Raw genomic sequence first — 15,696 nt, forward strand, 5'->3', positions numbered from 1 at the left:
TGTTTCGTATAGAAAGTTTTTCTGTTCATTGATTTTTTTTTTGAGATGTAGGAATAGTTCATAATTTCCATTTTTGAAAATAAAAGTATTTACAAATGCAATTTATGAGATATGGAAAAGAATAGGGCTACATCCGGCATGGAAAATATAAATATCGATACATTGATCAGTCATGTTCTGAAACTTTGGTCAAGAAGCAAAAAACAGATATTAGATGAATTTGGACTTACAGGCTCCCAATTTGAAATTCTGGAGTCACTATATGATATGAGCGCATCCGGAAGGGATATTATACAGGTAAACTTGTCAGAAGAAACAGGGATTGACCCGATGACGACCTCTACCATTCTCCGCAATCTGGAAAAAGGATGTGTGATTACACGTGTACGGGGAAGAATAGATAACCGCGTGATATATATTGGGCTGACGGATAATGGGAAAAATCTTTACAAGACAGCATTTGTTAAAATGGCGAATTGCTGTGACAACCTCTACCGTAATATTGATAAAGAGAATCTTACAATTCAACTACTATCACTATCCCGGGAACTGAATAATTTTAATAATTAGATAATAATGAAAACAAAAATAATTTTTATTGGGGCAATTGTGCTGCTAATCTTTGCTTCATGTGGAAACAGTAATACAACAGGTCGGAGTGGAGAGGTTCTTAAGTATCCTGTGATGGTTTTGAACAGGCAGGATGCCGATATGCAATCTGTATATCCGGCCACGATCAGAGGGCAGGAAGATATAGAAATAAAACCGCGTGTGGATGGGTTTATTGAGGCTATATATGTAGATGAAGGTTCTGTGGTTAGGGCCGGACAGCTATTATTCAAAATAAACTCTCCTTCATCAGAACAGGCATTGACTTCGGCCAAAGCTTCAGTGAACAGTGCTAAAGCCCAGGTGAATACGGCTGAGGTAAATGTTAACCGCTATCGCCCTTTGGCAGAAAAAGAAATTGTAAGTGAGGTACAATTACAGACATATGAAAATGCTTACGAAACGGCATTAGCCTCTTTGGAACAAGCTAAAGCAACCCTGAAAAATGCACGGGCTACGATCAGTTGGGTGACAGTAACCAGTCCTGTAGATGGAGTTGTTGGCGTTATCCCTTATCGCAAAGGAAGCTTGGTTAATAGTAATAATATTTTAACGACAATAGCTAATACCGGAAACGTATATGCTTATTTTTCATTAAATGAACGTAAATTGATGGATTTCCTTAAAGGAGTGGAGGGTAATACCCAGTCTGAGAAAATAAAAAATATACCTCCTGTCACATTAATCTTATCCGATGATTCCGAATATAGCGAAAAAGGGAGAATAGAAACTATAACAGGAACGGTAGATATAACCACCGGTACAGCTAATTTTCGAGCAGAATTCCCTAACCAATCAGGAAAATTGAGGAGTGGGACAAGCGGAAAAATAGTTATACCAAAAACGCTTAATGATATTTTTATAATACCACAAAAAGCGACATTCAGCCAGCAGGATAAAGTATTGGTTTATAAACTGGAAAATGATTCAGTAAAACAGCAGGTTATATCTGTTCAGTCTACACCGGATGGACAGAATTACGCAGTAACAAATGGATTATCCGATGGTGATACAATCGTGTACGATGGAATAGCAACACTTCGAAACGGAATGAAGATATTGATCAAAGAAAGCTTGACAGCTTCTTATTAATCAAATAACGGTCAAAAGGTATAGATTATATATTCTGTTTGACAGGATATCTGAGGTTTAACAACTATAAAAACAAGAAGATATGTTGAAAACATTTATAGAGCGTCCTGTATTATCCACTGTAATATCCATCATTATAGTTGTTTTGGGTATGATCGGACTCAACATGCTGCCGATAGAACAATATCCTGATATTGCGCCTCCTACGGTAAGGGTTGAGGCAACTTACAGCGGTGCAAATGCTGATGTGATTATGAATAGTGTTATTATTCCATTAGAAGAAGCCATCAACGGAGTGGAAGGAATGACCTATATGACATCTTCGGCCGAGACAGGTTCCGCTAATATAACGGTTTATTTCAAACAAGGGATAAATCCTGATATGGCAAGTGTAAACGTTCAGAATCTGATAAATCAGGCATCATCGCAACTTCCGGCCGAAGTAATCCAAACTGGGGTAACGGTGAGGAAACAACAGACCAGCAATATACTGATGATGTCACTTTCATCTGAAAATCCGGCATATGATGCTACGTTTATAGAAAACTATGCCAGCATCAATATCATCCCTCAGATAAAACGTGTTTATGGTGTAGGAAATGTCTCTGCTTACGGGTCGAGGGAATATTCTATGCGCATCTGGCTGAAACCGGATATAATGGCTTCCTATAAAATATCGACAGATGAACTGATCAGCGCTTTAAGCGACCAAAATATAGAAGCGGCCCCCGGACAATTGGGAGAAAATAGTAATCAGGCATTCCAATATACACTCAAATATACAGGGCGACTCTCCTCTGTAAATGAATTTGAGAATGTAATCGTTCGTTCGAATGAAGGAAGAATAGTGCTTCTAAGTGATGTAGCTACGGTAGAATTGGGTGGATTACAATACAATACGTCTACGTCTACAGATGGTAATCCGGCAGTAATGGTACGCATTAACCAAACACCCGGGTCGAATGCCCAAGAGGTGCTTACGAATGTAAAAGCAGAATTGGAGAAAGCCATATCAGAATTTCCGCCGGGACTGAAATTAACTTATTTAGTAGATATCAGTGATTTTTTAAATGCGTCAATTAGTAAAGTTATTACAACTTTAATCGAGGCCTTCTTACTGGTCTTCTTAGTTGTTTTTATATTTCTTCAGGATCTACGTTCTACTATTATTCCGGCTATAGCTGTTCCGGTAGCTATTATAGGAACATTTTTCTTCCTATGGTTGATGGGGTTTTCCATCAACCTGCTTACTTTGTTCGCACTTTTGTTAGCTATCGGGATTGTTGTTGATGACGCCATTGTTGTTGTAGAAGCAGTGCATTCTGAACTCGAAAATAGGATAAAAGACCCAAAAGATGCGGCAATTAAGGCAATGGGGGAGATAGCTCCGGCTATTATCTCTATTACTTTGGTTATGGCTTCGGTATTTATTCCTGTTAGTTTTATCGGGGGAACAAGCGGCATCTTCTATAAACAGTTTGGTTTGACATTAGCGATCGCGATTAGTATTTCTGCTGTTAACGCATTGACGTTAAGTCCTGCATTGTGTGCATTATTTCTAAAGCCAAATGATGAAACTTCCCTCAAAGGAGGCTTTATCAGACGTTTCTATTATTTTTTCAATATCGGATTTAATATATCAACTGCAAAATATAGAAAAACACTTGTCTTTCTGGGAGAAAAGAGGCACCGATGGATTACTGTTTCGATTATTTTGGTCTGTACCTGTATTTTGTTCGGTTTAATGAAAGTAATGCCTACCGGATTTGTACCACAAGAAGATAGCGGAAGACTTATGGGCAGCATAACATTACCACCCGGATCTTCTTTGGAGAGGACAGATTCGGTTGTAAATGCAGTTCTGGAATTAGCGAGTGAAATTCCTGAAATAGAACACTTAGGCGGCATCACCGGGATAAGTTTCATGAGTGGTAATGCCAGTTCGTATGGATCGGTTATGTTAAGTATAACTCATTGGGACAACCGGAAAATAACAGTAAATGAAGTTGCTGCAATACTAACACAGAAAACAAGTTTTATCGAGAATGCTACCTTTATGTTTTTCGGTACACCTACTATTCAGGGATTTGGTTTGAGTAACGGGGTAACAGTAAATCTACAAGATCGCACAGGAGGGGATATATATGAATTTTACAATGTTACGAATGATTTTATTGAAGAAATGAATCATCGGAAAGAGGTAATGATGGCAATGACCACCTTTAACCCTAATTTCCCTCAAAAACAATTAGACGTCAATATGACTAAAATCAAGGATGCAGGTATTACGCTAAATGATGTGATGGGTACTTTACAGGCATATATCGGCAGCCAATATATATCAAATTTTAATCTATATGGGAAGCAGTACAGGGTAATGGTGCAGGCGGCACCCGAATATAGATCCAAAATTGATGATCTGGACGGAATATTTGTGAAAACAGCAAGCGGGGAGATGGCTCCGGTAACAAGTTTTCTGACGGTAAGTGACATTACCGGTCCGGAAACCCGTACGCGTTTTAATCTGTATTCTTCTATGGAACTAACCGTTATACCGGATTATTCGGCAGGATACAGCACCGGTGATGTCATCAAAGCTATTGAAGAAGTAAAAGAGCAAAGTCTGCCAACAGGATACAGCTACGAATATTCGGATATGACACGAGAGGAAGCAAATGCCGGTAGCCAGACAATATTGATATTTGGCCTGTGCTTAATCTTTGTTTACTTGTTATTAGCTGCGTTGTACGAAAGTTATATATTGCCTTTGGCTGTAATCTTTTCTCTGCCCGTGGGACTATCGGGTGTATTCATTTTCCTCTCTGTATTCGGATTGAGCCAGGGAATAACGAACAATATTTATGTACAGATATCCCTTATTATGTTAATCGGATTATTGGCAAAAAATGCGATACTGATTGTCGAATACGCTATTCAGCGTCGCCAACAGGGTATGAGTGTCGTAGATGCAGCTATAAATGGAGCTGAAGCCCGTTTACGCCCTATTTTAATGACTTCTTTTGCCTTCATTTTCGGACTTTTACCATTGGCTGTTTCCTCAGGTGCAGGAGCAATCGGCAATCGCTCGATAGGTATCAGTGCTATCGGAGGTATGTTCATTGGTACCCTAGTCGGGGTGTTGGTTATACCTTCCCTTTATATTATATTTCAAACTATTCAAGACAGGTTTAGCAAATCGGGCATAGTAAATTCAAACGATGAATTTATTGCACAACAAAACAGGAGATAATTATGAGTAGATATAAATATATAAAGAATATTACTTTATTAGGATTTATGATCCTGACAGGTCTTCCTGCCTGTCAGGTAATGAATAAATACAAAGTTCCTGAAATAGATAGTGATAATTTATACGGAGAAATGACGTCTTCCGATACAACTACCATAACCGGTATTCCATGGAAAGAGTATTTTACAGATTCGTTTTTGATCCTTTTGATAGATGAAGGAATAAAGAAAAACCATGATTTACAGATAGCCTATACCCGCATACAACAAGCCGAAGCGAACCTGAGTATGGCTAAAGCAGCATATTTCCCCGACATATCGTTAGCCGGACAAGTAGACCAATCCCGCTTCAGTAACGGGAGTAATGGCGAAAAGGTACTCGGTTACCATTCTACAGACTATTCTTTAGGTGTATCGGTAAGTTGGGAACTGGATATCTGGGGAAAACTTAACAGGCAATCCAGATCGAAATATGCTCAATTTTTGAATAGCTATGCTTATAAGAATCTGATTCAGACATCATTGATTGCGAATGTAGCCTTGTCGTATTACTCCTTACTTGCTTTAGATGAACAACTTGCTATTATGAAAGAAACAGTGGATCTTTTAGAAGAAAATGTAGAAACGATGGAAGCTCTTAAAAAGGCCGGATTGCAAAATGGAGCCGCAGTAGAGCAAAGCAAATTCCTTTTATACAGTACACAGGCCTCTATTCCTGATCTGGAAAGTCAAATCAGACAAATGGAAAACTCGATCAATACTTTACTTGGGAGGAAATCTGAGAAAATAGAACGGTCAAGTATATATAACCAGCAATATCCTAGCAGATTACAATATGGGGTTCCGGTTCAAATGTTGGCAAAACGTCCGGATGTACAACAAGCGGAATTATCTTTCCGCTCAGCCTTTGAACTTACCAATGCTGCGCAAGCAAGCTTTTATCCGTCTCTAACCCTCAGTTCATCATCGATAGGTTATGTTACTAATAATACATTATCTAATTTTTTCAATCCTGGAAATATTTTCGCAAATATAATCGGGGGATTGACGCAGCCTCTTTTTGCGAGAAAGCAACTGGTTGGAAGCCTGAAGATAGCCAAAGCGCAACAACAAGAAGCTTTGTTAATTTTTGAACAAACAGTTTTGATTGCCGCACAGGAAGTTACGGATGTTTTATATACTTTCGAATCTTTACTGAAAAAACAAAAAGCAAGAGAGTTACAAGTCGAAACCGGCCAACGATCTGTTTATTTCACTCAAGAGCTCTTAAAAGCAGGGGATGCAAATTATACAGAGGTGCTTACTGCCAAACAAAATCTTTTATCCGCGTTGATAAGTCAGGTCAATGATAAACTGGAACAATTACAATGTACCGTAGTTTTATATAAGGCATTAGGAGGGGGAACTGAATAAATTGGCGTCAGTCCTTATTTCGGATTATATCATTTCAAAAGCTTAACAGAAGAATAAAGAAGTAAGAAAATAGGGGTAATAGGCTAATGTCCGGAAATGAGTTTCTTTAGTTACCCGTAACTGGAAATATTAAAAATTTATGTTTGTCTGTGATTTTGCATTGTTAATGTTATTATTAGAAATCCTGCGAAGTGATTTTGCGGGATTCTTTTCTGGAACTCCTCGGTTTCGGAAAATCACTTTTATAGGACAATTCACTTTCTCGAAGCGTCTCAATAATTTTTTTGAACGATTTCTCTCTTGCAGTAATGAGCTTATCTGTATACCAAAAACTGATACGCCTTTTTTACCGATTTTCGTGATGCGAAAAAGATATTCCGGAATAAATGCATATTGAAACGGCCGGTAGAAAATAATAGGCTAGTTTTGTAGTCAGTAGCTCGGAAGAAATCACAATAAGGATTCCTTATTACAAACGAGTCTCTCGTTGTTGTAGTAATATAAACACGGTAAAGACAATTATGTATATAACTCAAGAACAAATGGAAAATTTCATCAGGAGTAATGCTGAAAATATATGGGAGCTCTTATGTGAAAGAGGGCAGATGACCCTTAGACAGATTGGAGAACATACTCACTGCAGGGATACTATTATATTTATGTCTATAGGATATCTGGTTAAGGAAGACAGGATCAATATCGAGGATAGATTTGGAATTTTATATTTCCAATCAAGAAATACTATAACGGAAATATATTATTAATACGGATCAACTGTTAAGTCTATTCTCTGATTTATTTTGTTGAATTATTTATAAATAATGAAATAATTGTCAGGATGTAACACTATAGATAGATATTTAAAATAAGAGGGTTTTGTAGTTTTTTAGTTCTGATCCCAAGAAGGAATTGCTTTATCAGTTTAGGCACTTTCTTCTTGGTTTCTTTTATTGCTATTCTGGTATATTAGAATTCGTCCAATTGATGATGCAAATCCTTAAAAAATAAGATACGTTTCGGCTCTCCGCTACAGGAAATTAGTGTAGAAATGCGTCGGCGTGAATGAATCCAGCTATTCATTTCATAATAGCAGCTTTTCTCTGTGCAGGCCAGACCATTTAAGACGCAGGCCTGGATAACACTGAGATGATACTGGCCAGCTTTTAAGTTATAGAATGCCTTGTCAAACTGTGTATTCGAAACATACATATATACATCATTTCCATTCTCATATTTGCCGGTGATTGAAAGCTGTTCCATATAATCCAAAAGCTTGTGAACTTCTCCCATGATAACCCTTGCGTCGCATTCCCTTAATAATTTTATGGATACGAAGTATTTCAGCTCATGCGTCAGCGCCCAGCACAGCTGCCTGTCGAAGACATAATAGGCGTTTCGTATCTGCATGTGGGCTTCCCGTGAAGCCCGGAAAATCTCTTGCATACGTTCTTCAATCTTTACGTCGTGGTAGGCTTTGGCCTCCCGTAATCCACTTTCGTATATCCATTTGAAAAGGGCAAACCGGGTAATGTTCTTGTAACGTAAATACAATTGTTGAGGAAATCTGTTCGACGTAATGGCTAACTGAGAGAAAGGGTCCTTGCTTCCCTGGCGGACATCATCTAAATAGGCCTCTAAAATCTTATAATCTTTAGGACTGGGCGTTTCGAAATCAACTAAGTGTATACTGTAATTAAATCTTTTGTCTGGAGATGTATTTACAACTTCGCCAAGTGAAAAATCCAGCTCATTGGCCAATAGAGCCGCTTCTTTCAGACTAAACGGGACTTCTCCGCGTAGGCGGCGGTAAGCAGCTTCCTTGCCTATGGACAGCACATTCATGATAACAAATACAGGATTGACTTCTGATGGAACCCGGGCTTTGACAGCATCGAGTAAAGCCTTGTCGTAATTATATGTTTTCATACTTGAATTTTGTTACAAATGGTATTAGAAAATAAATCTTGTTACGGAAAGTATTCCAAAACAGAAAATGCCTTTATTTCCGTAGTACGCCATATCTGCTAACATGTCAACAATATGGGAACTATGAATTATCATTTAGAATTTTTGAATAATGTGTAGAATAGCATGAGATAAGAACCTTTTGGACCAAAAACCTAAATCACAACTCATCTAATAGTTTACGCAGCGAGGAGAAAAATTCAATACGTTGAAATTCTCCACTCTGGGTAATCAAAGTAGAAAGCCTGCGCCGGGAATCGATCCAGTCTTCCATTTTCAGATAGCTGGTTTTATTCGTAGAAGCTACGCCGTTGAGGATACAGGCTTCAATGATGCTGAGATAATTCTCATGGATTTTGAGGTTGTAATAAGACCGTTCGAAGCTTATATCTGAGATGTATATCTGGACTTTATTTCCATTCTCATATACTCCATCAATACAGACCTGCTCCATATAATTAAGCATAAGATACGCTTCTCTGCGGATATTTTCTTTATCCTCTTCTCTTATTAATCCGATAGAGACAAAATGTTTCAGATCTGTAACTAAGGATTGTCCGATTTGTTTATCAAAAATAAAACAGGTCGAAGCAAATTGTCTATATGCATGCAGCGAATCATTGAAAATCTGTTGCATCCGGCTGGGTATCTTCACTTGGTGATATGCCTTTCCCCGTCCAGATTTGTTATGGTAAATCCATTTAAATAGGAAGAAATTTAGTAAACTCTTATAACCCAGATAGATCTGTTGCGGGAAAGTATTAGTAGATATAGTTATATGAGAAAAAGTATCCATGCGAGAACTGAAAAGCATGTCTATGTATTCCTGGAGGATGCGGTAATCATTCTCATCCGGGTTCTCAAATTCAGCCAGACGCATGTGTAGATGCTGGATTTTTTCATCATTGTTTCCGGTTACTTCGTCTAATGAGATTCCCAATTTTTTTGATAAGAGTACAGCTTCCTGTAAGCTAAGACATACTTCTCCGCGTAAACGCCGATAAGCAGCTTCTTTTCCGATAGATAAGATATCCATAACAAACCACACTGGATTAATGTCTGCGGGCAGTTTAGCTCTTACTGCCTCAAGTAAAGTCTTGTTATAATCATGTGTTTCCATATACATAATATATAGGTATACCAAAGATATAAATTAAATTGAGGTTCCCATTATTCCATTTCTAAATTTGTGAATTTATACGAAAAATATCTAATACTCCCCGATGCCGGGAGGTAAAGGTTGATAAAAATGCAACTAAGTGCAAAGGAAATTAGCTATCCAAAATTAGTTTATTACTCAGCAGTGTTTATTGCAAATAGCAAATAAGTTTCCGGACGTTCTTCCTGAAATTACAAATTATACTGATAACGAATCTTTTTTTTCTGAATATTGAAAATAAGGAGTTCCTTCTTCTTTTAAAAGAAAATGTATTCTGAAGAAGGGTGAAAATTGGAACATGAAAATTGAGAGTAATAGATACTTTTGAAACTAAAAAAGAGCGAACAGTTCTTGTTATGAATTTACAATATTATTGAAAATGAGTTAATATCTGATCCTATTCAATCATAACTTAAAATGAAGATAAAATGAGATATATAAATTTAAAACATTCCCGGATAGCAGTGAGAGCTATTATTTTATCTGTTCTATTGGGCCTGGTCTTATATATACAAGCGCAGGTTACTATTGGTTCGGGGATTCCTCCTGATGAGAATGCTCTTTTAGATTTAAAAGAAGATGATAATGGTAATTCGACCAAAGGTCTTTTATTGCCAAGAGTACAGTTAAGTGATATTGATAGTCCCTCCCCGCTTACAGAACACAAGGAAGGTATGTTTGTCTATAATATCGGAGAAAATGGTTTTGTAGGGCGGGGGGTATACTATAATACAGGGGAAAAGTGGGAAAAGGTAAGCTCTCTTTTTACCAACTGGTTTTACATGCCTTCTGTGGTTTTTGATACATCATTAACCGGCGAAGGTTTTACTAAAAACCTTTATGAACTTTATAGAGATCAATTTGAAAATCCGATGATGAAAAGTTCTGATGCTCCTCCAAGTATACCACATATGCCTGCTGCCAACGATCTCTATTACTATATAACTGTTTATGATACAGATGTCTTTGAGATAATATCTTTGTCAGATTCCGGAATACTGGTGTATAATATAAAGCAGGCTGTCTCGGCTTACTCTTTAATCAACATTATATTCGTTTTAAAATAATAATGTTATGGATGATAAATATATAGTTGGTTGCATCATAATTGTCGTACTGTTTTTTACTTGTCAATTAGGTCAGGCGCAGAATTATGGTGATTTTCCTTATTCTCAAAGTTTTAGAACAGAAACGCAGCCTGAGGAAATAGATATAGTAACACCGCAGAATTCTCAGATACAGAACGATGCTACGTTTACATCGGAGGGACTGCGTTTGACCTCAAACGAAACCGGTAGGTTCGGTGCAGTTTTTATCGGAGATCATCAATTCCAGTCGATACAAGGCATCCGAATAGAGTTTGAATATCTGATGTATGGTGGTAGTGGTGCTGATGGAATGTGTGTATTTTTCTTTGATGCAGGCATAAACAATCCTGTTATTGGAAGCATCGGTTCAGCTCTAGGGTATACTTATAATAGAACAAATTCCTATTATGCAGTAAACAGGGCAACAGGACTGAGTGGTGCATATCTGGGTATAGCACTGGATTCTTACGGAAATTTCAAGAATAGGTTTTGGCAGGGAGACTCCCGGATAAATGGGATTCCTGACATTTCCGGAGATTTAGGGGATAGATACATCAGTAATGTAACTCTACGTGGAGCCAGAGGTGGAGCTACGCAAGTGGCAGACTTTGCGTCTATTGCCGGGATGGACGACGGCTATATGGGCTACCCTGTATTGATAAGTCAGCCAACCTTGAATAATAATGAAGGGTGGCAGCTTAACGGTATAGGAGGCTATTCTTCCATAAATACATATAGAGGGGACTTCAATCTAAGAGGAGAAGATCAATCTGATTATAGGAGAGCTATTATTGAAATCTACCCTTTGGACTCTAATGAAGGCTTTGAAATATCAGTCACAATTCAGCATGGAGAAACGGAGACAATCGTTATTAACGACTATCCGTATAGAAGATTTGTTGAATATGCTGAAAATGCCTATGATTTAGAAGGGGATAACATTATCGGTGGTTCTGTATATCCGGAAAGCACACCTACTATCCTGGATGCAACTATTCCGATGTATTTACGTATTGGCTTTGCTGCCAGTACAGGAGGAGAAACAGATATTCATTTACTCAGGGAATTAAAAATATCTCTGCCTTCCTCGGCCGAAGCTTATGATGATTATGCCTCTACGACCCGGATGGAGCCTGTTGTTATTGATGTTTTGGATAACGATATCGGATATAGCGGGCAGATAACAAAAACGCAGATCGGAGATAAAGAGCACCTGAACCCAAATTCATTCCGTTTTTGTGACGATAGTGGGGAATTTTTGGGAGTAGTTGTCGATGATATGACTGTTTATGATACTGCAGAGGGTAATTGGTTGTTTAATTTTCAGGAAGGAAAACTCACTTTTACATCGGCTCGTGATTTTATTGGGTTGGCTGCTGTCAGATATAGTATTAAATCAAAAGATGAAATCGGGGAACCATACGACGATGAGGCTTATCGGTCTCCACCTGCTGTAGTAAATGTGAATGTATCTACTTTCCAGACTATTATCTCTAATAGAATGGTGACTCCTTTGGTAAATTAAATATAGAATAGAATGTTTTTAGATTCAAAAAGTGGAAATTATCTCAGAAAAAAAGCCTTAACCTTTATATAATACCTGAATGTATTACTACGCCTAAGCCGAACACTTAAATCTCTCTCGAAGTCTGAGATGAAGGAATTGATGCAGTATTTCTTTCAGGCAGATGATAAACGATATATAAGTCTCTCTGGTGACGAATATTGTTATTACGCTCTTTTCAACGTTTAAATAACAGGCAACTCTATAATAATCAGGGCTGAGAGTGCATGAAAACTTTTCTGCGAAAAAGAAGAAGTGCTTCTCAGGGATATAGAGTGATATGCCTATTGCACAGATTAGTTAAAAACTCAGTCCACTTTTTATGAAGATACATCAAATATTATGAAGAAACGGAAATAGCCAGAAGATAGCCTCTGATTGAAAACAAAGAAGAATTCTCTGTCAAAAAGAATACTAATAAATTTTTATTTTAAAATTGTTAACATGGATACAAGAAAAAAAAATCAAAAGAAGCTTTTAAATAAGCTTTTTAGGGCATTAGCATTGGTAATATTTTGCTCTATGAGCATAAGCTTATCTGCTCAAAAAGTAAATATTACCGGAAATGTGAAAGACGAGCTGGGCGAAGCTCTTATTGGCGCTAGTATCAAAGAAGTAGGTACATCAAATGGTACAGTTACGGATGTAGATGGAAATTTCTCTTTGTCTGTAGAGGCAAATGGTTCATTAGAATTCTCTTACATTGGGTTTCTTACCCATGAAGAAAAAATAAATGGAAGAACAACCATTAATGTAGTAATGATAGAAGATAGCCAACAACTCAACGAAATTGTCGTTGTTGGCTATGGGACAATGAGAAAATCGGATGTAACAGGTTCTATTGCTATAGCTAAAGGGGCTGATATGATAAAAGCCCAAAACTTTAGCCCATTGGAAAATTTACGGGGTAAGGCTTCCGGGGTAAATATTTTTTCCAACTCCAGCCAGCCTGGAGCCTATGGGAACCGGGTTATTATTCGTGGTAACTCTACAATTAATTCTTCTTCCGACCCTTTATACGTGGTAGACGGCGTGGCTATATCGGATTTTCACCTATTGAATCCTAATGATATAGAAAGTATAGAAGTATTAAAGGATGCTTCTGCAGCTGCTATTTATGGGGCAAGGGGGGCTAATGGTGTCATACTGGTGACAACCAAGCGAGGTCTCAAAAGCGAGGGGACGGTTGTAAGCTATCAAGGTTCGATGAGTATAAATTCTGTAGCCCGCTATATGAATGTACTTAATGCCCAGGAATGGACAGACGCTTTCATGATTGGTTTGGAAAATGAAAATAAATACCAAGGAAGGAATTGGTCGTTGAATCGGACAGATTGGTTTACGGACAGAGATTATTTCGATGCAAACGGCAATCCTTTATATGACACGAATTGGCAGAAAGAAGCGACACGTACATCAATTTCTCACAATCATCAGTTAAATATTCAGCAAGGTGGGGAAAAATCTTCAGTGGGGGCATTTTTAAACTTTTCCGATAACCAGGGGATTGTAAACAACACATATGCTAAACGTTTGAACGGAAAAGTCGCTTATGACAACAAGCCATTACCATGGTTATCTACCTCTGTTAATTTCCTGGTGAATCATGTATGGAGCCGGTATACACCGGAAACAGGAGGAGGGCAGGAGGCCCGCCGCACGATGATAGAGATGTTGCCATGGTTGCCGATTTATGATAAAAATGGGGATTATACCACATCTACATCTACTTCGATGAATGATTCATTCGGATTCGAAGGGATGTCTAATCCGGCAATGATACTCGACCTGCAAAAACGGATGCTGTATAATACCAAGATATTTGGAAATGCCGCATTGACATTCCATTTGATGGACGGACTGGATCTGAAAACCCAATTTGGGCTGGATAATAGAGCGGTAAAATACAGAGAGTATTCCTCTGTTAATTTGAATAATATATCCATGCCAAACGGAAGAGCTGAAAGATGGCATAGCAACACCTTTTACTGGCAAGAGGAGACCTATTTGACCTTCAATAAGGTACTGGAAAAGCACCGGATCAATGCTATGGCGGGTATTTCATGGTCTGAAACTATATACGATTACGATAGGCTATACACAGAAGGTTTTGACGATGATTTCTACGAGGATTACAATATGGCAACCGGTACAATACCTGGTTCACCGGAGTCTGATTGGAATAAACAATCTATGAACTCTTATTTCTTGCGTATGGCTTATACTTTCAACGATCGTTATTCTGCGACAGTTACAGGACGTATTGACGGCTCTTCTAAATTTGGTGAAAACAATAAATATGCCTTCTTCCCTTCTGCAGGCCTGGCATGGAATATAAGTAACGAAGATTTTTTAGTAAACAATACTTCAGTTAGCAATCTGAAACTGCATACAAGTTACGGGCTTACAGGAAACTCCGAAATAAATCCTTATAGTTCTTTGGCAAAAGTTTCCGCTGGTACACTCTTATTAAATGGAACGCGTAGTCCATATTCATGGATCAGCAACATTGCAAATCCTGATTTGAAATGGGAAAAGACAGCACAATGGGATATAGGAGTAGATCTCGGTTTATTCAGGGATCGTCTGAACTTTGATGTCTCCTTTTACACCAAGAAGACGACAGATTTGTTGCTGGATACCCCTATCCCTCACTCTACGGGGTATCAATCGGTATTTAGAAATATAGGTTCTGTAAGGAACCAGGGATTTGATATTTTGATTAACGGAACTCCTGTAAGAACGAATGACATGGAATGGAATGTGTCTTTAAATATGAACTATAACAAAAATAAAGTTCTTAAACTAGGAGACAATGATGAAGATATCCTTCAGCATTCATGGGTAGGGGGCGCAGAAAGTATTATCCGGGTAGGAGAAAATATGAACAGTTTCTATGGTTACAGAAGATATGGCGTTTATACACTAGAAGATTATAATGCCGGAGACTGTACCCTGGAGCAGGTCGGTAGAACAAAACGTTCAACAGAAAAAGAAATTTTGGGAAAAGGAACGCCTGACTGGACCGGGAGCTTCATCAACAACTTCAGATATAAAAACTTCGATCTGACTGTTGACTTTCAATTTGTATTGGGAGTAGAGACTATGCAACAATTCTATCACTCAACATATGATCGTTTTGGTATTACAAACGGCCTTGCCGAGATTTTGCATGGGGCATATGACGGAACAAATCCGAATACTATGCAACAAGCGATATACCTGAGTAATTCAGGTCATGCCGGACAAGATACTACAGTGGACTCGTCATGGGTTGTCGATGGCTCTTATCTCCGTTGCAATATGTTACAATTAGGCTATACATTCACTCCGGGATTATGTAAGTCGCTTGGAGTATCAGCCTTACGTGTTTATGGAAGTGCAAATAATTTATTCCTGGTGACCTCTGGCGATTTTAAAGGATACGATCCGGAAAGTACATCTCAGGGGGATACTGATAAGTTTGGGCAAAATATGACTTTTTTCTCATATCCTAGGGCAAGAACATTTACATTCGGTATCAATCTTACATTCTGATTAACTTAAAAAATAAATAA

10 protein-coding genes are annotated in these 15,696 nt (G+C 38.1%); 8 read left to right on the plus strand and 2 right to left on the minus strand.

Going from position 1 to position 15,696, the window contains the following annotated elements; translation table 11 throughout:
- The first annotated feature begins 111 nt into the window (after positions 1-111).
- From ACYQ3L_RS24635 to ACYQ3L_RS24655, 5 genes are all read left to right on the plus strand, one after another.
- A complete protein-coding gene (locus ACYQ3L_RS24635; protein WP_379993613.1) occupies positions 112-570 on the plus strand; it encodes a MarR family winged helix-turn-helix transcriptional regulator in 459 nt (152 codons plus the stop codon).
- Positions 571-576: 6 nt separating this feature from the next.
- Complete coding sequence (locus ACYQ3L_RS24640; RefSeq protein ID WP_379993612.1) at positions 577-1,701, plus strand: efflux RND transporter periplasmic adaptor subunit; 1,125 nt, start codon at positions 577-579, stop codon at positions 1,699-1,701.
- Between the two features lie 82 nt (positions 1,702-1,783).
- On the plus strand, positions 1,784-4,951 hold the full coding sequence (locus ACYQ3L_RS24645) for an efflux RND transporter permease subunit (protein ID WP_379993611.1): 3,168 nt from the start codon (positions 1,784-1,786) through the stop codon (positions 4,949-4,951).
- Between the two features lie 2 nt (positions 4,952-4,953).
- A complete protein-coding gene (locus tag ACYQ3L_RS24650; RefSeq protein WP_379993610.1) occupies positions 4,954-6,363 on the plus strand; it encodes an efflux transporter outer membrane subunit in 1,410 nt (469 codons plus the stop codon).
- Positions 6,364-6,905: 542 nt separating this feature from the next.
- Positions 6,906-7,127 carry a winged helix-turn-helix domain-containing protein gene (locus tag ACYQ3L_RS24655; RefSeq protein WP_379993609.1) on the plus strand — a complete coding sequence of 74 codons (222 nt, stop codon included), beginning with the start codon at positions 6,906-6,908 and terminating at the stop codon, positions 7,125-7,127.
- A gap of 202 nt (positions 7,128-7,329) precedes the next feature.
- Here the strand turns inward: ACYQ3L_RS24655 and ACYQ3L_RS24660 are convergent, their stop codons facing one another.
- Both ACYQ3L_RS24660 and ACYQ3L_RS24665 read right to left on the minus strand, forming a co-directional pair.
- The gene (locus tag ACYQ3L_RS24660) at positions 7,330-8,289 is read right to left on the minus strand and encodes a hypothetical protein (RefSeq protein ID WP_379993608.1); all 960 of its coding nucleotides are present in this window, start codon (positions 8,287-8,289) and stop codon (positions 7,330-7,332) included.
- A gap of 199 nt (positions 8,290-8,488) precedes the next feature.
- The gene (locus ACYQ3L_RS24665) at positions 8,489-9,448 is read right to left on the minus strand and encodes a hypothetical protein (protein WP_379993607.1); all 960 of its coding nucleotides are present in this window, start codon (positions 9,446-9,448) and stop codon (positions 8,489-8,491) included.
- A gap of 467 nt (positions 9,449-9,915) precedes the next feature.
- Between ACYQ3L_RS24665 and ACYQ3L_RS24670 the strand changes: the two genes are divergently transcribed.
- From ACYQ3L_RS24670 to ACYQ3L_RS24680, 3 genes are all read left to right on the plus strand, one after another.
- Positions 9,916-10,554 (plus strand): hypothetical protein, encoded by a 639-nt coding sequence (locus tag ACYQ3L_RS24670; protein ID WP_459952492.1) that lies wholly within the window; start codon positions 9,916-9,918, stop codon positions 10,552-10,554.
- 7 nt (positions 10,555-10,561) lie between these two features.
- Positions 10,562-12,100 carry an L-type lectin family protein gene (locus ACYQ3L_RS24675; RefSeq protein ID WP_379993605.1) on the plus strand — a complete coding sequence of 513 codons (1,539 nt, stop codon included), beginning with the start codon at positions 10,562-10,564 and terminating at the stop codon, positions 12,098-12,100.
- Between the two features lie 561 nt (positions 12,101-12,661).
- Positions 12,662-15,676: a SusC/RagA family TonB-linked outer membrane protein gene (locus ACYQ3L_RS24680; protein WP_379993604.1), complete on the plus strand. Its 3,015-nt coding sequence runs from the start codon at positions 12,662-12,664 to the stop codon at positions 15,674-15,676.
- Positions 15,677-15,696 lie beyond the last annotated feature (20 nt).

The organism is Dysgonomonas termitidis (assembly GCF_054657735.1).

Bases quoted from the DNA above. Each gene is read 5' to 3' on its own strand.
- ACYQ3L_RS24635 (WP_379993613.1), top strand. From the start codon at position 112: ATGGAAAAGAATAGGGCTACATCCGGCATGGAAAATATAAATATCGAT.
- ACYQ3L_RS24640 (WP_379993612.1), top strand. From the start codon at position 577: ATGAAAACAAAAATAATTTTTATTGGGGCAATTGTGCTGCTAATCTTT.
- ACYQ3L_RS24645 (WP_379993611.1), top strand. From the start codon at position 1,784: ATGTTGAAAACATTTATAGAGCGTCCTGTATTATCCACTGTAATATCC.
- ACYQ3L_RS24650 (WP_379993610.1), top strand. From the start codon at position 4,954: ATGAGTAGATATAAATATATAAAGAATATTACTTTATTAGGATTTATG.
- ACYQ3L_RS24655 (WP_379993609.1), top strand. From the start codon at position 6,906: ATGGAAAATTTCATCAGGAGTAATGCTGAAAATATATGGGAGCTCTTA.
- ACYQ3L_RS24660 (WP_379993608.1), bottom strand. From the start codon at position 8,289: ATGAAAACATATAATTACGACAAGGCTTTACTCGATGCTGTCAAAGCC.
- ACYQ3L_RS24665 (WP_379993607.1), bottom strand. From the start codon at position 9,448: ATGGAAACACATGATTATAACAAGACTTTACTTGAGGCAGTAAGAGCT.
- ACYQ3L_RS24670 (WP_459952492.1), top strand. From the start codon at position 9,916: ATGAGATATATAAATTTAAAACATTCCCGGATAGCAGTGAGAGCTATT.
- ACYQ3L_RS24675 (WP_379993605.1), top strand. From the start codon at position 10,562: ATGGATGATAAATATATAGTTGGTTGCATCATAATTGTCGTACTGTTT.
- ACYQ3L_RS24680 (WP_379993604.1), top strand. From the start codon at position 12,662: ATGAGCATAAGCTTATCTGCTCAAAAAGTAAATATTACCGGAAATGTG.